Annotated in this window: 16 protein-coding genes; 4 read left to right on the top strand and 12 right to left on the bottom strand. The window is 55.0% G+C overall.

Going from position 1 to position 21,786, the window contains the following annotated elements:
- Positions 1-167: 167 nt before the first annotated feature.
- The gene (locus ACR0M9_RS11955) at positions 168-620 is read right to left on the bottom strand and encodes an Lrp/AsnC family transcriptional regulator (RefSeq protein WP_480773686.1); all 453 of its coding nucleotides are present in this window, start codon (positions 618-620) and stop codon (positions 168-170) included.
- Positions 621-735: 115 nt separating this feature from the next.
- On the opposite strand from ACR0M9_RS11955, the gene ACR0M9_RS11960 reads away from it, so the two are divergent.
- From ACR0M9_RS11960 to ACR0M9_RS11970, 3 genes are all read left to right on the top strand, one after another.
- The gene (locus ACR0M9_RS11960) at positions 736-1,935 is read left to right on the top strand and encodes a methionine gamma-lyase (RefSeq protein WP_480773687.1); all 1,200 of its coding nucleotides are present in this window, start codon (positions 736-738) and stop codon (positions 1,933-1,935) included.
- A 14-nt stretch (positions 1,936-1,949) separates the two neighbouring features.
- On the top strand, positions 1,950-4,322 hold the full coding sequence (locus ACR0M9_RS11965) for a 1-deoxy-D-xylulose-5-phosphate synthase N-terminal domain-containing protein (protein WP_480773688.1): 2,373 nt from the start codon (positions 1,950-1,952) through the stop codon (positions 4,320-4,322).
- A 464-nt stretch (positions 4,323-4,786) separates the two neighbouring features.
- Positions 4,787-8,023, top strand: coding sequence for a M10 family metallopeptidase C-terminal domain-containing protein (locus tag ACR0M9_RS11970; protein WP_480773689.1), 3,237 nt, complete (start codon positions 4,787-4,789; stop codon positions 8,021-8,023).
- Positions 8,024-8,303: 280 nt separating this feature from the next.
- Here ACR0M9_RS11970 and ACR0M9_RS11975 read toward each other — a convergent pair whose 3' ends face one another.
- From ACR0M9_RS11975 to ACR0M9_RS12010, 8 genes are all read right to left on the bottom strand, one after another.
- A complete protein-coding gene (locus ACR0M9_RS11975; protein ID WP_480773690.1) occupies positions 8,304-9,806 on the bottom strand; it encodes a M81 family metallopeptidase in 1,503 nt (500 codons plus the stop codon).
- Positions 9,806-11,452: an amidohydrolase gene (locus ACR0M9_RS11980; protein ID WP_480489326.1), complete on the bottom strand. Its 1,647-nt coding sequence runs from the start codon at positions 11,450-11,452 to the stop codon at positions 9,806-9,808. The genes ACR0M9_RS11975 and ACR0M9_RS11980 overlap by 1 nt, the downstream gene beginning before the upstream one ends.
- A 12-nt stretch (positions 11,453-11,464) precedes the next feature.
- Positions 11,465-12,388, bottom strand: a complete 924-nt coding sequence (locus ACR0M9_RS11985; RefSeq protein ID WP_480589127.1) for an oligopeptide/dipeptide ABC transporter ATP-binding protein — start codon at positions 12,386-12,388, stop codon at positions 11,465-11,467.
- Positions 12,385-13,365 (bottom strand): ABC transporter ATP-binding protein, encoded by a 981-nt coding sequence (locus tag ACR0M9_RS11990; protein WP_480484899.1) that lies wholly within the window; start codon positions 13,363-13,365, stop codon positions 12,385-12,387. The genes ACR0M9_RS11985 and ACR0M9_RS11990 overlap by 4 nt, the downstream gene beginning before the upstream one ends.
- Positions 13,362-14,219 (bottom strand): ABC transporter permease, encoded by an 858-nt coding sequence (locus ACR0M9_RS11995; RefSeq protein ID WP_480484900.1) that lies wholly within the window; start codon positions 14,217-14,219, stop codon positions 13,362-13,364. Before ACR0M9_RS11995 ends, ACR0M9_RS11990 begins: the two co-directional genes overlap by 4 nt.
- Positions 14,220-14,231: 12 nt before the next feature.
- Entirely contained in the window at positions 14,232-15,170 is a 939-nt protein-coding gene (locus ACR0M9_RS12000; RefSeq protein ID WP_480484901.1) for an ABC transporter permease, read from the bottom strand.
- 85 nt (positions 15,171-15,255) lie between these two features.
- Complete coding sequence (locus ACR0M9_RS12005; RefSeq protein WP_480484902.1) at positions 15,256-16,821, bottom strand: ABC transporter substrate-binding protein; 1,566 nt, start codon at positions 16,819-16,821, stop codon at positions 15,256-15,258.
- Positions 16,822-16,842: 21 nt separating this feature from the next.
- Positions 16,843-18,819, bottom strand: coding sequence for a CocE/NonD family hydrolase (locus ACR0M9_RS12010; RefSeq protein WP_480773691.1), 1,977 nt, complete (start codon positions 18,817-18,819; stop codon positions 16,843-16,845).
- A 128-nt stretch (positions 18,820-18,947) separates the two neighbouring features.
- On the opposite strand from ACR0M9_RS12010, the gene ACR0M9_RS12015 reads away from it, so the two are divergent.
- Entirely contained in the window at positions 18,948-19,709 is a 762-nt protein-coding gene (locus ACR0M9_RS12015; RefSeq protein ID WP_480773692.1) for a helix-turn-helix transcriptional regulator, read from the top strand.
- Positions 19,710-19,934: 225 nt separating this feature from the next.
- Here the strand turns inward: ACR0M9_RS12015 and ACR0M9_RS12020 are convergent, their stop codons facing one another.
- The 3 genes from ACR0M9_RS12020 to ACR0M9_RS12030 form a co-directional block, all read right to left on the bottom strand.
- Positions 19,935-20,111: a hypothetical protein gene (locus tag ACR0M9_RS12020; protein ID WP_480773700.1), complete on the bottom strand. Its 177-nt coding sequence runs from the start codon at positions 20,109-20,111 to the stop codon at positions 19,935-19,937.
- The gene (locus tag ACR0M9_RS12025; RefSeq protein ID WP_480773693.1) at positions 20,054-20,308 is read right to left on the bottom strand and encodes a hypothetical protein; all 255 of its coding nucleotides are present in this window, start codon (positions 20,306-20,308) and stop codon (positions 20,054-20,056) included. The genes ACR0M9_RS12020 and ACR0M9_RS12025 overlap by 58 nt, the downstream gene beginning before the upstream one ends.
- Positions 20,309-20,526: 218 nt before the next feature.
- Entirely contained in the window at positions 20,527-21,765 is a 1,239-nt protein-coding gene (locus ACR0M9_RS12030; protein WP_480773694.1) for a Tm-1-like ATP-binding domain-containing protein, read from the bottom strand.
- Between the last annotated feature and the right edge of the window lie 21 nt (positions 21,766-21,786).

Raw genomic sequence — 21,786 nt, forward strand, 5'->3', positions numbered from 1 at the left:
AAGGCGCGCGTAACAATGATTATGTTGTTTTTTACGGGGATGTATCCAGTTGGCAATTTTCGCTAAACGGCAAATTCTCATAGTCTCGGAACCTCGAATCCGGTTCTTCCGCATCCTAACAATCTCGAACTCAATATTAAGGGTCACTTTCGAGAATTTAAACTTTCTCAGGCTGGAAAAACCGATGTTTTCTTGACTGTTCCATAAACAAAGCTGGTGTCGATCGAAGCTATTCCGCCGATCGGGTGAATTCGGTTTCGAATAAAGTCTTCGTATGCTTCGAGGTCCGATACCAATACCCGCAACTGGTAATCCATTGCGCCGGTCAGCACATGGCATTCTAAAACTTCATCGATCGTTCGAACGCGTTTTTCGAATTTCTGCACATCTGTTTCATTGTGCCGCTCAAGCCGGATGCGGACAAAGACAGTTATCGCCATCCCGTATGCAGCAGCGTCCACATCGGCACTGTATCCCTTGATGACACCGCTGGCCTCAAGGTTTTTGACCCGTCGCAGACACGGCGAAGGAGACAGATTGACCTCATCAGCAAGATTCTGGTTCGTCATACGCCCGTCCCGCTGCAATGCTCGAATGATCTGCCTGTCTTTGGCGTCCATTTTCTCTCCTGTTTTAGCATAATATGCCAATATTCACCATTAACGTGGCATTATTTGCAACCCATTGCTCAAAGTAAAGGCGCAAAGTGGTAACAACTTAGATCAGGAGCTCACCGTGACCCACACAACCGGATTTGCCACTCGCGCCATTCATCATGCCTACAACCCATCTGAAAACGATGGTGCGCTGACCCCGCCCCTCCACTTGACCTCAACCTTCTCCTTCGAAACCGCAGAGGCCGGCGGTGAAATGTTTTCTGGCGAGCGCGCAGGTCATATCTATAGTCGGATATCGAACCCTACTTGTGACCTTCTTGAAAAGCGTATTGCCGTGCTGGAAGGTGCCGAGGCTGGACTTGCACTGTCCAGCGGGATGGGTGCAATTACCGCCGTACTTTGGACCCTGCTGTCGCCAGGTGACGAAGTCATTGTCGACAAGACGCTCTACGGCTGCACATTCGCTTTCATGCGCCACGGTCTGGCAAAATGGGGTGTCACTATTACCCATGTCGACATGACGGACCCTGCGAACCTGAAAGCCGCTGTTTCCGAAAAAACCCGCGTCGTCTATTTTGAAACCCCAGCCAATCCAAACATGCGCTTGGTGGATATCGCTGCCAGTTCAGAGATTGCACATTCTGTCGGTGCACAGGTTGTGGTCGACAATACATATGCCAGCCCATATCTGACCCGCCCGATCGAGCACGGCGCGGATATCGTCCTGCACTCCGCCACCAAATATCTGGGCGGGCATGGCGATGTGGTCGCGGGTCTTGTGGTCGGAACCGCCGAGCAGATTTCTGAGATCCGGCTTGTCGGCATGAAGGACATGACAGGCGCAGTGATGGCACCTTTCAACGCAATGCTGATCCTGCGTGGACTGAAGACACTGAACCTGCGACTGGATCGCCACTGTGCGTCCGCCAAGGTTGTCGCCGATTACCTTCAGGCACACCCGGCCGTCAGTGAGGTTTATTTCCCGGGGCTTGAGAGTTTTGGCCAGCACGATGTCGCACAACGCCAGATGTCGCAGCCCGGCGCCATGATCGCCTTTGAAATCAAGTCTGGCCTGTCCGGTGGCATCGAGTTCATGAACCGCCTGAACATGATCCAACGCGCCGTGTCCTTGGGGGATGCAGAAACCCTGATCCAGCACCCGGCATCCATGACTCATTCGACTTATACTGCGGAAGAACGGGCAGAACATGGGATCAGCGACGGTCTGATCCGTCTTTCCGTCGGGCTGGAAGACGTTGATGACATCCTTGCGGATTTGGAGCAAGCTCTGCCCTACCCTGCCCGCAGTGCCGCATGAACCCGGAGACCACCATGCCGAATGATCCCAAGCTGTTGAAAATCGTCGAACAGCGTTTGCTGTGGTTGTCGCATTGGATGATCCACCATGCCAACCATATCCGTCCCAAGGTGGATGGGATCAAGGTTGGTGGTCATCAAGCGTCGTCCGCGTCGATGGTTTCGATCATGACGGCGCTCTACTTCTCGGCTTTGCGTCCCGAAGATCGGGTTGCGGTCAAGCCTCATGCGTCACCGGTTTTCCACGCGATGCAGTACCTTATGGGCAACCAGACCCGCGAGAAGATGGAGAACTTTCGCGGGTTTGGCGGCGTGCAAAGCTATCCCAGCCGGACAAAGGATATCGATGATGTCGACTTTTCGACAGGTTCGGTAGGTTTGGGTGTCGCGATCACCTCGTTTGCTTCGATCATTCAGGACTACGTCAAGGCCAAAAACTGGGGGGCAGATGCCCCGATGGGGCGCATGGTGGCGCTTGTAGGCGACGCTGAACTGGATGAAGGCAACGTATACGAAGCATTGCAGGAAGGCTGGAAAAACGGCCTGCGCAACACGTGGTGGATTATCGACTACAATCGGCAGTCGCTCGACGGCATCGTTCGTGAAGGTTTGTTCGAACGGATCGAGAAAATCTTTGATGCCTTTGGATGGGATGTTGTGCGCGTGAAGCATGGTGTCCTGCAGCGCGCGGCCTTCAAGGAACCTGGCGGTGATCGGCTGCGAGACTGGATTGATGCCTGCTCGAACCAGGAATACTCGGCCCTGACGTTCATGGGTGGCGAGGTTTGGCGAAAGCGCCTCATGGACGATCTTGGGGATCAGGGGGATGTGACGGCGCTGATCGAACGGCGCACAGATGCCGAACTCGCTGCATTGATGGAAAACCTCGGCGGCAACTGCGTCGAGACCATGGCCCAAACCTTTGATGCAATCGAACATGACCGCCCTACCTGTTTCCTGGCCTACACTGTCAAGGGATGGGGCACGCCAATTGCGGGCCACAAGGACAACCACGGCGGACTGATGAACAACAGCCAGTTCGTCGCGTGGCAAGAACATATGGGCGTGCCTGCCGGCAAGGAATGGGAACCTCTCTCGGCAGTGCCGGACCCAGAGGCGTTGAAAGATTTTCTGTCGAAAGTTCCCTTCTTTGCAAAAGGTCCGCGACGCTATTTCGATGGCAAGCTGGATGTTCCATCAATTGACATCGACACAAGCCGCGAAATCTCGACCCAAATGGCTTTCGGCAAGATTTTGGATGACTTGTCGAAGGGCGACAGCCAATTGGCCGAGCGTATCCTGACGACGTCCCCTGATGTCACAGGCACAACAAACCTTGGCCCGTGGGTTAACCGGCGCAAACTGTTTGCCAGATCCGAGCAAGCCGACGCTTTTATTGAACATCGTATCCCCTCGACGGCAAGATGGGAATTTACTCCCGAAGGGCAACATATCGAGCTTGGTATTGCCGAGATGAACCTCTTGTTGCTTTTGGGCGCTGCGGGCCTTTCGCATTCCCTGTTCGGCAAGCGGCTTATCCCGATCGGCACTGTGTATGACCCCTTTGTCAGCCGTGGCCTCGATGCGCTCAATTATGCTTGTTATCAGGATGCGCGCTTTATGCTGGTCGGCACGCCTTCGGGCATAACGCTGGCCCCAGAAGGCGGCGCGCATCAATCCATTGGCACACCTTTGATCGGGATGAGCCAGGACGGGCTGGCGGCCTTTGAGCCAGCCTTTGCTGATGAACTGGCGGTGATAATGGAGTGGGCCTTTGACTACCTGCAGCGTGACGGCGAAGGGCAACCGGACGAACGCACCTGGCTGCGTGACGAAACAGGCGGTTCGGTTTATCTGCGCTTGACGACAAACCCGATTGAACAGCCTGGGAAACGCGTGGACGATGAGTTCCGTCAAGGTGCCATAGATGGTGCATACTGGCTGCGGAAGCCGGGCCCGAATTGCGAGGTCGTAATCGCTTATCAGGGGGCCGTTGCACCCGAAGCGATCAAAGCCGCTGGCGTGATGGGCGAAGGACGCAAAGACATTGGCGTGTTGGCGGTGACTTCGGCAGATAGGCTAAACGCCGGGTGGACGGCAGCGCAACGGGCGCGTTCGCGGGGCAATCAGAAGGCTCGGTCCCACATCGAAGCTTTGATGTCCGGTCTACCGCGGCACTGCAAGCTGGTTACAGTGATCGACGGACACCCCGCGACATTGTCTTGGCTGGGTGCGGTACAGGGACATCAGACCATCCCATTGGGGGTCGAACATTTTGGTCAGACAGGGACAATCGGCGACCTCTATCGGCACCATTGCATTGACGCGGACGCCATCCTGGAGAAGGTGAATGGTCTGACCCATGGCAAGGCTTTGCTTCGCACATGAGCGGCGGTATTGGACGTCACAGCTAAGGCACCTTACGCTCAGGGTATTTGGGCCCTTTGTGCAGGCGCGCGCTTGGGTTCGAAACCCCGAACGAAAGGCACCTTGTTCGAACCAAACTTTTGGGATCTGAGAAGAATTACGACTCGGGACTAAAGAAAAGATCCGCGCGCCTTTGCTTCTGTCACTACAGGTGCTCAAAACTGTCGTTGGTATGGACCGCCAGGAAAATCAATTTTGCGTGTATTAAGTCGGCCTATGCACGCTATCCGACCGGTTTTTTGGAAATATTCTTATTCATGTATGCGCTTAATAAAAATGGGTCTGTTCCTCTAGAATGTAACTCTTGAATAGCCGTTGATAATGTAGTTTGCAGGAGACACTCCAGTACGCGTTTGCCCCAAAAAGAACACTTTGTTCGAGCAGTTTCAGCGCAATCAATAACACCTAATTTCTAAGACAGAAAAATGGCCACCGTTACAACAATCCCCAGACCGTCCGTAAGTTCTCCGCTCAGCTCTATCCAGGGCACCTATGCATATGGTGACGGGAATCCGTCGACCACGACGGTGATTTCCTACAGTTTCGGGCACTTCTCTGATACGCAGGCTTGGTCATCAGAGTATAAGGCGGAGTTCCGTGCGGCGCTGGCCGCAATAGAAGCCGTTGCAAACATTACTTTTGTCGAAGTCACCTCCGGTTCCGCTGACTTGGTTGAGGTTCTCGCGCCTTCTTCATTCTTTGAAAACCCGCGAACTCTCGGATTTCACTATTCGCCATCGAGCGGGACATCCTATGGAGCGTTCAACACGTCATACTGGACTGCTTCTTTCAACGGAAACGGTGATCCGGGCGGGTTTTTCTTTACTACTTTGGTCCATGAATTAGGTCACGCCCTTGGGTTGGGGCATCCTCATGACACCGGATTGGGTACAACCGTGTTGAGCGGTGTAACGTCGCCATTCGACTCGTTTGGGGCGGCGGGCCTCAATCAGGGTGTCTACACTGTGATGTCGTATAACGATGGATGGACTTCACAAAACGGGGGGCTACACTTTAACGCAACGTACGGTGGTTCAACGGGGCTTGGGGCTTTGGATATTGCCGCGTTGCAGGCCATGTATGGGGCGAATACTTCATATAATTCCGGGGGCAATACCTACACACTTCCCTCTGCAAACGTCGCAGGAACTGGGTATCAGGCCATTTGGGATACTGGCGGGATTGACACAATACAACATGTTGGCAGTTCGAACGCACACATAGATCTCCGGGCCGCCACATTGGACTATTCCGTCACCGGAGGTGGGCTGATTTCGCATGCGGCTGGAATAAAAGGTGGTTTCACAATCGCGCATGGCGTTGTGATTGAAAACGCGTCTGGCGGATCGGGTGCTGATACTATTGTCGGCAATACCGCTCAGAACGTCTTGCGCGGGAACGACGGAAACGACACCATTCACTCGCTGTCCAACGGAAGCAATAACAACACCATCTATGGCGGCCAAGGCAACGATATCATTTTTGTGGCCCAAGGTACCGGCGCTGACCAGGTCTTTGGGGACCAGGGCAATGATCTGGCTGTTGTGCAGAGCAACGCAGGCACGTTTTCGGGTGGAACCGGCACAGACACTGTCAGATTTGTCAGCGCGATAAGTAACTATTTATTCTTTGAAAACGGCGTTTTGTACGAGTTTTTGGACGTCGTCACGCGCACAACTTTCACCATTGCAGACGACGTAGAGTTGGTCCAGTTTCTTGACGGGTTACAGCAGTATGCCCGGTCGAATATCAAGTCTGCAATGCAGCTTTCAGATATCGATACTCAGGGAACAACGCTACAACATGCCAGCCAAGGGCTTTATGTGCTGGATGGCGGCAGTGCGAACATTGCTTTGATTTACGGTGGCCAGTCTATTGGGCAAAACTCGCTTGCAGGCTGGCAGGCACTTCAGGCCGAAGCGTCGGGCGGTGGCTACAAGGTTCTGTGGCTGAACACCAACGGGTCATATGCCGAATGGACCACGGATGCTTCGGGGCAATACCAAAGCGGCGTTACCATCGCCAATGTTGTCGATGTCGAAGTTTTCTATGGTGTTGATCTGAACAATGACGGCCACACCGGCCACGTCACAACCAACATCGAGAGCAGCGGATCGGTAATACTCGCGTCGTCAACTCGCGGCGAGTATCTGATCAACGGTACCATCGGCTTGTCGTATAATGGTAATGCAATTGGGCCAGACAGCCTGCCGGGCTGGCAGGCACTTCAGGCCGAAGCGTCGGGCGGTGGCTACAAGGTTCTGTGGCTGAACACCAACGGGTCATATGCCGAATGGACCACGGATGCTTCGGGGCAATACCAAAGCGGCGTTACCATCGCCAATGTTGTCGATGTCGAAGTTTTCTATGGTGTTGATCTGAACAATGACGGCCACACCGGCCACGTCACAACCAACATCGAGAGCAGCGGATCGGTAATACTCGCGTCGTCAACCCGCGGCGAGTATCTGATCAACGGTACCATCGGCTTGTCGTATAATGGTAATGCAATTGGGCCAGACAGCCTGCCGGGCTGGCAGGCGCTTCAGGCCGAAGCGTCGGGTGGTGGCTACAAGGTTCTGTGGCTGAACGCCAACGGGTCATATGCCGAATGGACCACGGATGCTTCGGGGCAATACCAAAGCGGCGTCACCATCGCCAATGTTGTCGATGTCGAAGTTTTCTATGGTGTTGATCTGAACAATGACGGCCACACCGGCCACGTCACAACCAATATCGAGACCAGCGGGTCGATAACACTCGCGTCTTCAACCCGCGGTGAGTACCTGATCAACGGTACCATCAACCTGACGTATAATGGCAATACAATTGGGCCAGACAGCCTGCCGGGCTGGCAGGCGCTTCAGGCCGAAGCCTCGGGCGGTGGCTACAAGGTGCTGTGGCAAAATGCGAACGGGTCATATGCTGAATGGACCACGGATGCCTCGGGGCAATACCAAGGCGGTGTTAGCATCGCCAATGTTGTGGATGTCGAAGCCTTTTATGGTGTTGATCTGAACAATGACGGCCACACCGGCCACGTCACAACCAATATCGAGACCAGCGGGTCGACCACACTCGCGTCTTCAACCCGCGGTGAGTACCTGATCAACGGTACCGTCAACCTGACGTATAACGGCAATGCTATTGGGCCAGACAGCCTGCCGGGCTGGCAGGCGCTTCAGGCCGAAGCGTCGGGCGGTGGCTACAAGGTGCTGTGGCAAAATGCGAACGGGTCATATGCTGAATGGACCACGGATGCTTCGGGGCAATACCAAGGCGGTGTTAGCATCGCCAATGTTGTGGATGTCGAAACCTTCTACAGTCACGATATTGATGGAAATGGGACCATCGGTCCTGCTCAACCAAAACTGAGCGCTTTGTTGGCACCGGAAAACAATACCGTGACGGTGGCCGAGGAGTCCGGTGCCTCCGAATGGGACGAAGATGTCGACTATCTGGAATTCGTGCCAGACTTGCCCACCTTCCAGAATGAGGAAGATATCTATGGATTGGTTGTCTCTTGCGTGAAAAACAACATTTACGGGCCTTCGACAACCATCCTGGAAGCTGTGTGGCATGAAGCCACAGACAATGTGTCAGAAGAGGATGCCAACCTGACAATTGCATCCTTGATGGAGGATGACAGCTTCTTTTGGTAATGTTGACCCCGCTCTGTAGGAGATGCTGATCGCGCTGCGATTGCCTCGGATACATTTCTGGTGCGAAAGAAGTGTATCTATGCCGAAGAAACGATTCAGTGACGTGCAAGTTGCCTTTGCGTTGTAACAGGCTCTGAGAAAGACTTGGGTCAACTGGCCTCAGGGAATCGTATTCAAGATCCAATTGGGGTCAGGTTTATGTGGACGGCTCAAGGCTGACTCTTCGGGGTTGAGATATTTGAATCCATTGGGGCGTATCGCACGTCAACAAACTTTCGTTTCACGTCACGTCAAAGGAGGTATGGCGACAGTTGGCCAACCTTCTGTTGATACAAGAATAAGGGACCTTTCCAAGGTCGCAGAGGAAAACCCCAGGCGCAGCGACCGCATATACATGGCTTGCAATTGGTTCGAAATCCGCCCGGAAATGCGCTGTGCTTTTGACGCAGATCACCGAATAACTCAGAGGGTTTAACCCGATATGTGTGAAATGTGCGCGATCCAGGCATTGGTTTCGTATGCTTGTGACGACAAGGTCGATCTCGGCGTCGTGTCCAACCAAGCGAAGCGCAGCTGTCTTGCCAAGCGTAGCTGTTCCGCCGCCATACATTTCACCGGTATAGCGGCATGTGCCATCACTTAAGGAAAGCACTTCAAACTCTGCCCTGAATGGAACATGTCCGGCCAGGTTCGACTTTGCGCCGATAGCCAAAATGATCCGTGCGCCCTCCCCTGCCGCATGGGCCTGAATGGCACTTTCCGGATCATGGAACAGACCCATCAGAACGTTTTTTACCCCGCCCTCAATCAAAGCGGCCAGCAGCCCCGTTGTATCTGACGTTCCGCCTGCGCCCGGATTGTCCTGAACATCGGCTAGAACGATGGGTTTTTCGCGCCTTTGACGACATGTAGAAACGGCCTCTTCCAAAGACAACATCTTACATTCAAGATTGGCCTCACGGGACAGGAACATGCTGACAATCTCTTTGGCAGCGGCAGCCGCTTTTTCAGCAGTCAAGGCATAAGCAAGGCAGGATGGTCCGGTGTCAGGAAAATCCGCCGCCGTAAAACCAAGAGCGATCTCTGCCAGAATGCCTTGCTGTTCAAACCTGACAGGCAATTGATAGATATCACTGATCGGCGCAGAACCCGTGTGTTGCGCATGCAGGGGGATCAGGTAAGGCACCGGTTGGAACGTTTTGTATAGGGTTTCACCCGCCAGCAGGCGACGCAAGACTGGAACGCATCGTGCACCCGCTTCCGCCATATCCAAATGTGGGTAAGTGCGAAAAATCGACAGGTAATCTGAGTGTTCGACCATTTCGGTGGAAATGTTGGCGTGAAGGTCCAAACTTGCAACCACTGGAACGTCTGGACCCACAGTTTCACGAACGCGACGCAAAAGCTCTCCTTCACCGTCAGCAAGGCTTTCGGAGACCATAGCTCCGTGCAGATCAAGATAGACACCGTCAATCTGGCCTGCGCCCCATATTCCGTCCAACAGCATCCCGCAGATCGTTTCGAATGCATGATCGGTGACATGGGCGGACGGTTCGGCAGAGCACCACAAAACGGGAATGACATCAAATCCCGCTGCCTGTGCCGCGGCGGTGAAACCCGCGATCGGAAGGTTCATGCCTTCGGTTTCCAGAACAACCTGTGAACCATGCAGCATTCCCGGCCAGGAATCCGCCATCTCAAACTCAGGCATCCCAGCTTTCGTTACACCGAAACAGTTGGTTTCATGTTGAAACCCCGCAATCACAATACGCTTGGTCGCCATTATGCGTGCTCAAACTCTTGTTCAGTACACACAGCGGAAAAAACCCTTTCGCCATAGCGGATGGTTTCAAGCACGACAGTGTCTGACAAGCGGTCCGGGTCGTGCAGTGGATTGCGCGAAAGAACAACAAAATCTGCAATTTTACCCGTTTCTATGGATCCGCGTTGATCTTCCTTGAACACCTGCCACGCGGCTTCGATGGTTTGGGCCCGCAGGGCTGAAATAACGCTGATCTTCTGATCCTCGCCAAGCACACGGCCAGAAGCGGATTTTCGGTTCACCGCGCAATGGGCAAGATGGATTGGACGCGTCGGTGTGACCGAGGCGTCGTTGTGGATCGTGTATCGCACGCCATACCGTTCGGCTGACGCCGCTGGCGATATCCGTTCGGCTCGCTCGGGTCCCAGGAAAGTATCGTAATGACGATCCCCCCAAAAGAAGACATGGGCGGGAAAGAAGCTGACGGTCAGACCAAGCCGGGCCATACGCTCCAATTGGTCATCCCTCAGAACCTGGCCATGGATAATGGTGTGTCGATGATCCTGGCGCGGGTGTGCAACAAGCGCCTTTTCCACCGCATCTATGAACATCTCGGCACCGGCATCGCCATTACAGTGGCAGTGAATCTGCAAGCCCTGACTGTGGAGCTTTTCTACATCCGCAACCAGCTGCTCTTGCGAGGTATAGGTCATTCCACAAGGATTATCAGGGCTGGCAGGTTTGAAATATGGAGCAGACAAATACGCGGTCTGTAACTGAAAGGCCCCGTCCGTAAACAGTTTGCGCGGACCCAGCGAAAAATGCGGGTTGCCCGGCCAGCTCGTTCCAATCCAACGCGAAGATAACTCTGGCTCCAGATCTCCGACGGGCAAAAGCTCGATGTCAATTCCCGGATCCTGATCCGCAGGCAGGCTGGCGAAGTGGTCCAGCATGGGCTGCGATGCCCAGGCATTTTGGGCATAGGTCACACCATGGGCCAGGTATTCGCTGCGGCAGGCGTCAAAACCCCGCCAAAACCGGTCGCGGTCAATCAGGAAATCAGTATCGCCCATTTCACCCATGGCCGACAGCCCTTCCATCAATCCGGTCAGTGCTCCGGTTTCCGGATCGCGGCCATAACGGCCCCCCTCTGGATCAGGAGTTTCACGAGTTATCCCGCGTCTTTCCAGCGCGAGAGAATTTGCCACGCCATTATGACCCGACGCGTGAATGACCCAGATTGGATGGCGTTGTGACACGCCGTCCAGTTCGGCCCGTGTGGGCATTCGACCTTCCAGAATGGACGTATTGTCAAAGGACACCCCCATGACCCATTCACCCTCGGGTGTTGCACTCGCCTTTTCGTGAAGCCTGTCCAACGCCTGTGACATGTCTCTGCAATCCCCTAAAGGCGGCGAAGACAGATCGACACGGAACAGCTTAACAAAGCCGGGATCGGGAAAGTGCCCGTGTGGGTCGATAAAGGCGGGCATCAGGGTACGACCCTTCAGATCATGCTCGTGCGCATCCGAAGGCATGCGGGCGCGCAACTCAGCCTCGGCCCCCACTGCCTGAATTCTGTTGCCGTCAGTCAGCACCGCCTCTGGTGAAGAGTTCTGCGCATCCATAGTCAGGATGGTGCCGTTGAAGTAGAGTGTGCTTGGCATTGGATTTCCTAGTTACGACAGCGGGGCCAGACAACGCAGCCCATGGCCGCCCTTTACTTCCCATTCCGGGGTTTGGGTGCAAATGTCTCTGGCAAAGGGGCAACGCTCGCGAAACTCACAGCCAGATGGCCGCTTCAGCAGGCTGGGAGGTTCCCCTTTGAGGGCGATCCGTTCCAGTCGCGCATCCGGGTCCGGCTCGGGGTTGGCGCTCAGAAGGCAGCGGGTGTAGGGATGGCGCGGGTCGTTGAAGATCGTTTCGGTTGTGCCCTCCTCGACCAAACGGCCCAGATACATGATGCCCATTCTGTCGGCCACGTGACGCACGACGCTGAGGTTGTGCGTGATGATGACCATCGCCAGCCCCAGCCTTTCGCGCAGATCGTTGAGCAGGTTCAGCAACTCACCCTGGACCGAGACATCGAGACCGGCAGTCGGCTCGTCCGCAAGGATCAGCTTGGGTTCCAGCGCCAGGGCGCGCGCGACGCCCACGCGCCGGGCCTGACCTCCTGACAGCTGATAGGGATAGCGATCGGCAAAATGCGCGGGCAGGTTCACCATTTCCAATAGGCGCTTGGCCTCGGCATCCAGATCGCGATCTTTCATACCCTGAATGCGATAGGGTTCGGTGATCAGGCTGCGGATTGTCAGGCGGGGCGACAGGCTACCGACCGGGTCCTGAAACATCATCGCCATGTCTTTACGCAGCGGACGCATGACGCTTTCCGGCGCGCCCCGAATTTCCCGACCTTCGAATGTAACCGAACCGTCCTGTGCAGGCGCAAGACCCGCAATCGCGCGGATTACCGTCGTCTTACCCGATCCGCTTTCACCAACCAGAGCGTAAGTTTCGCCAGGTTCTACGGTAAAGCTGACACCCGCCAGAACATTGACCGGTCCATAACTGGTTTTAAGATCCACGACATTCAGCAAGCTCATGTTGCGACCTCCTCGTGGTTCAGCCAGCATGCGGCGTGGTGGCCTTCTTTCAGTTGATCCAGTGGCGGCACATCGGTCGCGCAGCGCGCCATGGCCTGATCGCAACGGTCCCGAAAGATGCACCCCCCGGGCAGGTTGGCCAGATCAGGCACTTCACCGGGGATGGTGGGCAAAACGCGGGCGCGTTCTTTGATGTGGCCGGGATCACATTCGATCAGACGACGTGTATAGGGGTGTTTAGGGTTGTGGAAAATCTCACGCACATCGCCGCTTTCGACAACGGCTCCTGCATACATCACCACCACCCGGTCGCAGAGTTCCGCGATCACGCCCAGATGGTGCGAAATAAACAGAATGGCACAATGAAACTCGCGCTGTAATTCTTGTAGGCGCTCGATGATCTGTACCTCAAGAGTGGCGTCCAATGCAGTGGTTGGCTCATCCGCGATCAGGAGATCCGGCTCGGACATCAACGCCATTGCTATGGCGATCCGCTGGCGCATCCCACCTGAGAACTCATGCGGATACTGCTTCAGGCGCGCTTCGGGATCGGGGATGCCGACAGCACCCAGCATCTTGGCTGCGTGGGTCAATTTATCCGCCTTTGACTGCTTTGAGCGATGCTGAATGTCCAGCATCTGCTGCCCGATGGTCAGAACCGGATTGTGCGTTTGCATCGGATCCTGGAAGACAATGGATATGTCTGCACCGCGCAGGTCGCGCATCTGACGCTCGGAAGCCTTCAACAGGTCCTGCCCTTTGAAACGAACCTCACCTTGACGGAACCGCGTATTGGGGGCGGTCAGGCGCAGGATGGATGAGATCAGGGTGGATTTGCCGCATCCGGATTCCCCGACAATACCAACAATTTCACCCTTGTTGACGTTGAATGTGATGTTCCTCAGGGCCTTAAGGTCGCCACGGCCCGTTTCGTAGTCAACACTCAGGCGGTCGATTTCCAGCAGTGTATCGGTCATCGCTGTTTCCTCAATTTCGGGTCGACCACATCACGTAGGCTTTCGCCCAGGAAAGTGAATCCAAGTGTTGCCAGAATGATCGGCAGGCCCCCGCCCACCACCAGCCACGGTGTTTGGCGGATCAGGGAATAGCCATCCTTGAGCAAGGCTCCCCAACTGGGTGTCGGGGGTTTCACACCCAACCCCAAAAATGACAGCCCGGCCTCCAGCGCGATGACGGTGGGTATATCCATGGCTGCCAAGACAGCCAGAACCCCGATGATATTGGGTAGCATGTGCACACCCAGAATACGCGTCATGCTGGCCCCCATTGATCGCTCTGCCAGAATGAATTCGGAATTGCGAAGCGTCAGGGTCTGGGTTCGCGCCACGCGCCCATATGTCGGGATCGAGGTCGCCATGACCACGAATACAACTGTCTGCAAGCTGGGCCCGACAAGGGCCACAACAGCCAGTGCAAACATCACCGTCGGAAAGGACCGGATGGTATCGAAAAACAGCATCAGCAGGTTGTCGAGCCATTTCGGCCCGTACCCGGCTATCATGCCCAAAGTCAGGCCAATCGCCATCGCGCCGAAAACAGCTGGCAGCGCCACTTTAAGCGCAACCTGCCCCCCAGCAATCACCCGCGAAAACGTATCGCGACCCAGCTGATCCGTGCCCAACAGATGCGCCGCGGACGGCCCTTGCAGGCGGGATTTGATATCCATGGCAATGGGATCGTAAGGCACAATCCAGGCAGCAAATATCGCGCAGAACACGATGGTCCCAACGATTATCAAACCCATTAACCCAAGCGGGTCGCGGGCAACCCCGACTATGATCTGGCCAAGTTCGGAACGAGATTTTACCATCACTCCGCCTCCTTAATGAGCCGTGCGTGCGCGTGGATCGAGTAGCGCGTTGATCAGATCGGCCAAGGCGGTCGACACAACGAACAGTGCCGTTGATACAAGGACCGAACCCATCACAATCGGATAGTTTCGGGTCGTGATGCTGTCGATGACCAGCTTACCCAAGCCTGGTCGGGCAAAAACGATTTCGGCAAAAACGGCTGAGCTGAGCAGAAAGCCCATCCCGACCCCGATCACGGTGACCACGGGTAGAATTGCGATACGCAATGCGTAAACCATGACCACGCGACGTTCCGCGATACCAAAGGCCCGGGCGGTACGCACATGGCTTTCACCCATGACCTCGAGCATCGACGCCCGTACCAGCCGTGCGATATATCCTACCCAGCTGAGCCCTATGGCGAATGCAGGCAAAACCAGATGGTCAAGGCGGTCCCAGAACCCCTCTCCTGCCCCAATGGCGGGAAACCACTGCAAATTAACGGCGAAAACCAACAAAGCCAAAAGCGCAACAACAAAGGCCGGAGCGGCAACAAAACTGACGGAAATTGCGGCGGCGATCCGGTCGATCATCGTGTTTGGATGCGCAGCCGCATAAGCGCCAAGTGCGATACCAAGACTTGCGGACCACAGGATTGATGCAAAAATCAGCTCCAGAGTGAACGGCAATTGCTGAAACACAATCTCAGTCACAGACCGACCCGAGAAGACATCGGTGCCAAGGTCACCCTGCAAAAGGTTCGAGTAAAAGATCAGCAGCTGTTTCCAGATCGGTTGATCAAGACCAAGTGCGGCGGTGAGTTGGGCCTGAAGCTCGGGTGTGGCGCGCGGACCCAGCATGATCTGGACCGGATCGCCTGGTACAGCGCGGATCATCAGGAACATGACGGTGACCGCCACGAAAAGGATGAGCAGCGACAGCCCGAAGCGACGGGTTGCGAAGTTCAGCATGGCCAACTGGCTCCTTGTGGCTGGATGGCGTTGGTTATGGAGCGGCGAGTGTCAGCGCCCGCCGCTCCCTGTCGACCTGGGGAGGTCAGGTCGACTTGCCAAAGTAACGCAGCAGCGACAGCCCATCCGGGCGCAATGCAGGAATGACACCTGCGCTGTGAATGACCGGTGTTGCCTCGTGTGTGATGAAGCGATAGGCACCGCTTTCTTCCATCAAGTCCTGCGCACGCTGGTACATTTCAGCCCGCTTTGCGATATCTGTTTCCCCAGCCGCAGCTTCGTGGATTTCGTTGAACTCTGCGCTGTTAAAGCGTTCCCAATTCCACTTGCCAATTTGCTCGGGCGTAAACCACGACGTCGCATAATACGGGTCCGGCGTCATCGAATAGCGGTTCAGAACAAGTTGCAGGTTTTCGTTGTCGCCAGACGCCCAGAACGCACCGGATTCCAGAACATTCACCTCAACTGTGATACCGATTTGCGCCAGCGTCGCCTGAATGATCTGTGCAGTTGTCGTGAACGTTGTCTTGTTTAGCGTGTCGAGGGTCAGAGTGACGTTGGTTTCACCCGATTCCGCAAGCAGTTGCGCCGCTTTTTCGAAATTTGCCTCAGGTGGCACCAGCGAAGACGGCCGATGCCCAGCCAAACCCGGAGCAATGATCCCGGTTGCCGGTTCGGCTGCACCAAAATAGGCAGCCTCCAGAATGCTGGGGACATCTATGGCATGTTGAATCGCCTGTCGCAGCTTCTGATTTTGCAGCTTTGGATGTTCAACATTCATTCCCATCCAGACATAGTAAAGCGAGGGTTTCTCAACCAGCGATCCTCCATTGGGAACACCAGCGCGATAACGTTCGACTGAACCCAGCGACACGCGAGTTACGTCCAGTTCGCCCGCTTCAAACGCGATCTCGGCGGTGTTTTCGTCGTCGATCGGATAGATCTCGATTGTGTCCCATGTCGGAGCATCGCCCTTCCAGTCGGGGTTGCGCTTAAGAACCGTTTTTTCCTTGGGCGACCAGCTGTCCCGCAGATATGGGCCGGACTCTGCCACCGGATCAGCACCGATCCGGCCACCGGCTGCTTCGACCGCTGCTTTCGAAACAATGTTTCCGGTGATGTAAGGCAGGGCAATTGACCAAATCGGTGCGAAGGGTTTGTTCAACACAATCGTCCCTTCGCGTTCACCGGTCACTTCAACATGGCTGAACGGTCCCAGGTCGGGTTTGTTTGGGCTGTCGGTCGCGTCATCCACGATCCGTTCCATGCTGAACTTGACGTCCTCGGCGGTCATGGCGCCAAAGCCGTTGGTGAAGCCGATATCGTCACGCAATGCAAACTTGATATGGGTGGGGTCAACCTGCTCGATCATCGTTGCCGCGTCGAGCTGCCAGCCCCATTCCTCGCCTGGCTTATACTGGATCAGCTTGTTGTAGATCGAGGCATGTACCTCTTCTTCCACGACACCAACCGAGTGGGCCGGATCCATATTCTGTGCATCGCCGTAGGCCCGTACCCGCAGAACACCGTCGTCTGCTGCAAATACGCGATTTGCCCACCCCATCGGAAGCGCCGTGGTCGCTCCAAGCGCGGTTGCGCCTTTCAGGAACCCGCGACGACCAACATTGGCCTTTGTCCATTCTATCTTCATAGTATCCTCCCTAGGATTAAGTCAGAGAAATCCGCGTGGAATGGTTTCCGACCATTCCTTTGTCAGGACTTCGGTTTCATCGGCACCTTCGGTGGCGCGAAGTTTGCGGTAGAGGTAGAAATTCTGCGTGTCGCAACTCATGCGGCACTCGGTCGAGATGGCGACCTGCCACTCCGCCCGTTCGAATGTGAATTTCCAGGCCGTCTCAAACCGGGCAGTGGCCGGGTCATCCGGGTGAATGCCGTAATGCATGCGCACATCACTGCCGACAATCAGGCCGTGATAGGGATCGCGTGATTTACCATAGTCGTCAAACGTCTCAAGCACGATCCGGCCGTCTTCTGTTTCTTTACGTTCGGAATGCGACGCAGGTGTCCGCAATTGATCGGCTGAAAGAACCGGAAACTTCGGCGCCGGACCGGGTTCGGAAGCTTGGATTTCACGCGATACTTCGCGCACCGGCAAATGCAGGGCGCAATCCTGCAAATGCAATGTTACCTGTGCCTGGTTTGGCGATGGCCAGATGATCGGCCAGTAGGACGTCGACAGGGCCAGCCGCAACACATGACCCTCACGCAGTCGATGCGCACATTCGTTTAGGGCAATCTCGGCCTCATATTCCTCGCCGGGTTGTAAGAATTCAGGTGTCTCGTGATCGCGGAAATGGCATAAGTTCAACGACCGGTAGCTGATGCGCTGTGAAATACCCTCGGGCGATACATCGCATAGGCGCGCAATAAGCTGAGCGACAGGCTTGTCTACTGAAAACCGAAACTTCAGTCTTGCGCGCCCCAACAATTCCAGCGGCGCACGCAATGGCGCGCTGTCAAAGCACAGCGACAATGCATCGTCGCTTGCCTGGTCGTCGGGCAGCTCGTTATCGATCCGCATACCTGCACAAAAATACCCGCTTTGCATGCCTAAATGGCAGGGCGACGAAATGGCTGCGGAACCTTGGGCTGGGCTAGGGGAAAATTTGCCCGGTGCCAGATGCCAGATCTGTTCATGTACGTGCAGCGATGGCCAGCGACCTTCAGCTATCCAGCGACCTTGCCGAGGGCTGTTTTTCGGTGTCGGGTTGAAATGCTCCTGCATGTATGTCCGGTACGCAGGCAAATCTTCGGCACCGTTTTCCTGTTCTTTCAACCAGCGATCAAACCAGCCGATGACTTCGGAATGGAAATCCGCAGGATCAATTTTCGAGATATGCGCGTATCGATGCTCCCATGGCCCGATGACGGCCTTGGTGGGCGATGTCAGGTTGGCTGCCAAAGCAGGCGGGGCATTTACATACGCATCTGCCCAGCCGGTTATGGCCAAAACCGGGGTTTGGATGGCAGACCAATCTTCGCAAACCGAGCCGTGCTTCCAGTATGTGTCCCGTGTCTGATGACGCAGCCAATCGGCGGCTGAAAATGGAACGTTTTGCAGCCGCGTCAGCCAGTCCTCTCGCCAGTCTGCGCGTAAGGCCGGATCTGCGGGCCTGGTCAGATAAGCGAACATCTGACTACCCCAGTTCATGTTGTCGCTCAGCAGGCAACCACCCATGAAATGGATGTCATCTGCATAGCGATCCACGGTCGAGGCGACGCTGACGACAGCCTTCAACGCAGGCGGTCGCCGGAAAGCCAGTTGCAAACCATTAAACCCACCCCAAGATATTCCGATCATCCCAACGTGACCGTCGCACCAATCCTGCGCTGCGATCCATGCGATGACTTCTTCACCATCACTCAGTTCCTGTTCCGAGTATTCATCGTCGAATTGCCCTTCGCTGTCGCCCGTACCCGCTATATCGACCCGAACGCAGGCATAGTCAGCCTCGGCAAATACCTTATGTGTTGTTTCATCCCTGGGCGCTGTGCCGTCGCGTTTGCGGTAAGGCAGGTATTCCAGAATGGCCGGAGCTGGACCGGTTTCGGGTAACCAGAGTCGAGCAGCAAGCCTCCGCCCGTCGGAGAGTGTGATCCATGTGTTTTCGACGGTTTTAACTGGCATCCGAGAGCTTGTTTTTTGCGAGCTGATGCCGAAGAAGAAAACGATTTGCAGAAAAAACAAATTGTGCAACTTTATGCGAAGTGATGCTATTTGCAGCGAAATAGCGTCAAATCGCGAAAGGTTTTCCCATGCCCCAGTATTTTTCTGCCAACCTGAAGTCGCTATGCGCAGAACACGGCAATATTTCAAAGATTTGTCGGGATATTGGCGTCAACCGGCAGCAATTCAATCGGTATCTGAATGGCTCCAGCCTGCCTTCGGCCCACAACATGCGTCGGATCGCGCGCCATTTCGGCCTGACAGAAGCCGAACTGTTCGCTGAAACTGCTCGCTTTGAGCAAATGCTAAAGGACGTCTTACCAATAACCGGAAAAACCCCCGCAGACGCGTTTCTGGATCCGTTTCGGGGCCAACACAAAAACCTCAGGCGCTATGTTGGTTTCTATCACTCGTTTTTCTGCACGCCTTCCTGGGAAGGGAAGATATTTTGTTCGTTAATCCGTATTCAGGAAGTTGATGGGCTTTTCACAATCCGGTCCCGCGAAATCGCCACATCACAAGACAAAAGCATGCACCAGATTTCCCGTTACGTTGGTTTGGTGACAATGCGGGGAAACAGGATATTTATAACCGAACATGAGTTGATGCGCGAAGGCAGCGTTGCCAATACCATCTTATATTCAGCGCACCGCCAGCAACTAAAGTATCTGCGGGGAATGACGATGGGTGTTGCTTGGCGCCCTTACCCGCATCCCTACGCCGCCAAAACAATCTGGAAGCGCCTGCACGAGCGGGTAACCGCGCGTGAGGCCATTGCCGCCTGTGGTATCTACTCAACCCATAGTACCAAGATTGATCCAACTGTCAGGAAACACCTTACCGAGGAGTGAAGTGTCGGAAGGATGTATGTGACGCTCTGTTTTTTCTGGATCACACCCGGCATATCAATTTGGCTTTGCTATTCTGCTTACGCGTGTCCTTTTGGTGGTGCGCGGGTGTAAAGGTACTAGGGACGTTACCGTTTTTTGTACCGTAGCCCATAGATAGTGACCCAACAGTTCATAGTGACACGATCAATTCGAGCGTTCCGCTCCGATAGTCACTGTCTGGTCCAATCAAACCGGAGACGTGTCCATCAGAATGATCGCTTTTCTCGTATTACTCGTCCAGATATGCCAAAGCCGATATCCTTGTTCCTTGCCGTCGCGGTCTAAAGCAATTTCTGCACCGAAGATCAGACTGAACCCGCGTGCGTTTCCAATAACGGCATGTTTCTGCGCCAGCGCTTCCATTCATTTGCGAACATGCAATCCCACATTTTTCGCGCTCTCCAGCAATTGCTGTCTTTGATCTCTTCCAATACCGCCATCGCTGCAGCACAGAAAACGGGGTTGCTATCAAACGTTCTGAAATAGCGATATCCCCTAAGAAAAGTAACAAGGAATTCTGCTCGTGTAACAACACCACCCACCGGATGGCCATTCGTCATTGGTTTCCCCAGTGCCGTGATACCTGGCAGGATACTCCTACACCCCTAACAAAATGGACCGGGTCGCCTTAGAGGGATGATACATTGGGTCCAAGCAGCTTTGTCTTGTCGGCAATAAGCTGATCTTTTTCCTGTTATGGTATGCAACTTTCGCAGGTATCCCTCGAGGCGGCGCCACGGCGTCCGAAGGCAAAATGCATTTGTTGGAATGACGAAGGTCAGCGATTTTTGCTGATCACACCCTGCTCGACCCAGGCATCAAATTGCACGAGGACCGCTTCGCTGAACGTGTGGTCGTTGATATGAGCGTCAAGTTCCGTCATCGGCACACGACCCGGTATAACCTTGCGTGCCTCATCCACCATATCTGCCAGTGCTTCAGGGTCATGCGCCGCCTCGCCTTCTTTGTCCCATGCTTCAACCCCCTGAACAGGCAGGAAAAAGTGGACAGGTCCCGTTGCGGCCTCCATTCGGTTGGCCAGTTCACGGATCCAAGCGCGGCGTTCATCCCCATTGAAGACGGAACTCTTGATCAGTCGGTTATGCACGTGAAACGGACGATCAGAATATTGGTCGGGGATGTCCTGCCAGCCCGCGAAATCCAACAGGTCCAACGCTCCGGGCGCGATCATCTGCGGTGTGCCTACGCGACCTGCACTGGTTACACGCTCCTCGCCGCTGGACACGACAGAGCCCGCCATAAAATTTCCGAATTCCTGCATGCAGAAATCCATCACGCAGGCAAATGCGCCCTCGCCAGCCAGCTTTTCAAATGCCATGCCACCCATGCCGGTAGAGTGGAAAACCGCCACCTCAAAACCGCGTTCCTCCAACGCCGGTTTCAACGTTTTCATGTAGCGCAGACAAGACGAGCCAAGACTGGTCATTCCAATCAATGGCTTGCTGCGGTCCGGTGCAATAGCGGCCTTGGTCGCGCCAACAACTGCCCCGGCTGCCTGGCTGAGTGAAGACTGGCAAATCGAATTCATACCATAGAGCCCGCCGGCCCACAGGATCATCTGAATATCCGGCGCCAGACGATGCGGAGGGATCAGAGGAGAAAAGCTGACCGTAGACACAATGTATTTTGGCACACCCATCGGCAGCGCTTGTGCACAGTCCAGTGCCAGATCGGTGCCCATGGTACCGCCGGTGGCCAGCATCCCGTCAAAGCGGCCATCGGCATAGGCCTGGGCAACCACTTTTGCGGCACCCTCGGACATTACCCGAAAAGCTTTATTTTCATCCCCCTGTGCGATGACTTCATCAATGGTCATGCCACCGGCAGAAGCGACGTCGTGCTTGGAGATGTCGGTTGGCGTCTTGGGATCACCCAGCACTGAGACATCCATTGTCAGTACATCAGCGCCCTGTGCGCGAATTGCGTTTTCAATGAAACGCATCTCGGCTTCTTTCGTGTCATAGGTGCCGATCAGCAGGATCGTTTTCATAGTCATAAGCTCCTCCTTCGTTCCGCC

The sequence above is a fragment of the Ruegeria sp. CH2 genome (assembly GCF_056537065.1).

Coding starts and splice junctions, on each gene's coding strand:
- ACR0M9_RS11955 (WP_480773686.1), bottom strand. CDS start 620: ATGGACGCCAAAGACAGGCAGATCATTCGAGCATTGCAGCGGGACGGG.
- ACR0M9_RS11965 (WP_480773688.1), top strand. CDS start 1,950: ATGCCGAATGATCCCAAGCTGTTGAAAATCGTCGAACAGCGTTTGCTG.
- ACR0M9_RS11970 (WP_480773689.1), top strand. CDS start 4,787: ATGGCCACCGTTACAACAATCCCCAGACCGTCCGTAAGTTCTCCGCTC.
- ACR0M9_RS11975 (WP_480773690.1), bottom strand. CDS start 9,806: ATGGCGACCAAGCGTATTGTGATTGCGGGGTTTCAACATGAAACCAAC.
- ACR0M9_RS11980 (WP_480489326.1), bottom strand. CDS start 11,452: ATGCCAAGCACACTCTACTTCAACGGCACCATCCTGACTATGGATGCG.
- ACR0M9_RS11985 (WP_480589127.1), bottom strand. CDS start 12,388: ATGAGCTTGCTGAATGTCGTGGATCTTAAAACCAGTTATGGACCGGTC.
- ACR0M9_RS11990 (WP_480484899.1), bottom strand. CDS start 13,365: ATGACCGATACACTGCTGGAAATCGACCGCCTGAGTGTTGACTACGAA.
- ACR0M9_RS11995 (WP_480484900.1), bottom strand. CDS start 14,219: ATGGTAAAATCTCGTTCCGAACTTGGCCAGATCATAGTCGGGGTTGCC.
- ACR0M9_RS12000 (WP_480484901.1), bottom strand. CDS start 15,170: ATGCTGAACTTCGCAACCCGTCGCTTCGGGCTGTCGCTGCTCATCCTT.
- ACR0M9_RS12005 (WP_480484902.1), bottom strand. CDS start 16,821: ATGAAGATAGAATGGACAAAGGCCAATGTTGGTCGTCGCGGGTTCCTG.
- ACR0M9_RS12010 (WP_480773691.1), bottom strand. CDS start 18,819: ATGCCAGTTAAAACCGTCGAAAACACATGGATCACACTCTCCGACGGG.
- ACR0M9_RS12015 (WP_480773692.1), top strand. CDS start 18,948: ATGCCCCAGTATTTTTCTGCCAACCTGAAGTCGCTATGCGCAGAACAC.
- ACR0M9_RS12020 (WP_480773700.1), bottom strand. CDS start 20,111: ATGGAAGCGCTGGCGCAGAAACATGCCGTTATTGGAAACGCACGCGGG.
- ACR0M9_RS12025 (WP_480773693.1), bottom strand. CDS start 20,308: ATGACGAATGGCCATCCGGTGGGTGGTGTTGTTACACGAGCAGAATTC.
- ACR0M9_RS12030 (WP_480773694.1), bottom strand. CDS start 21,765: ATGACTATGAAAACGATCCTGCTGATCGGCACCTATGACACGAAAGAA.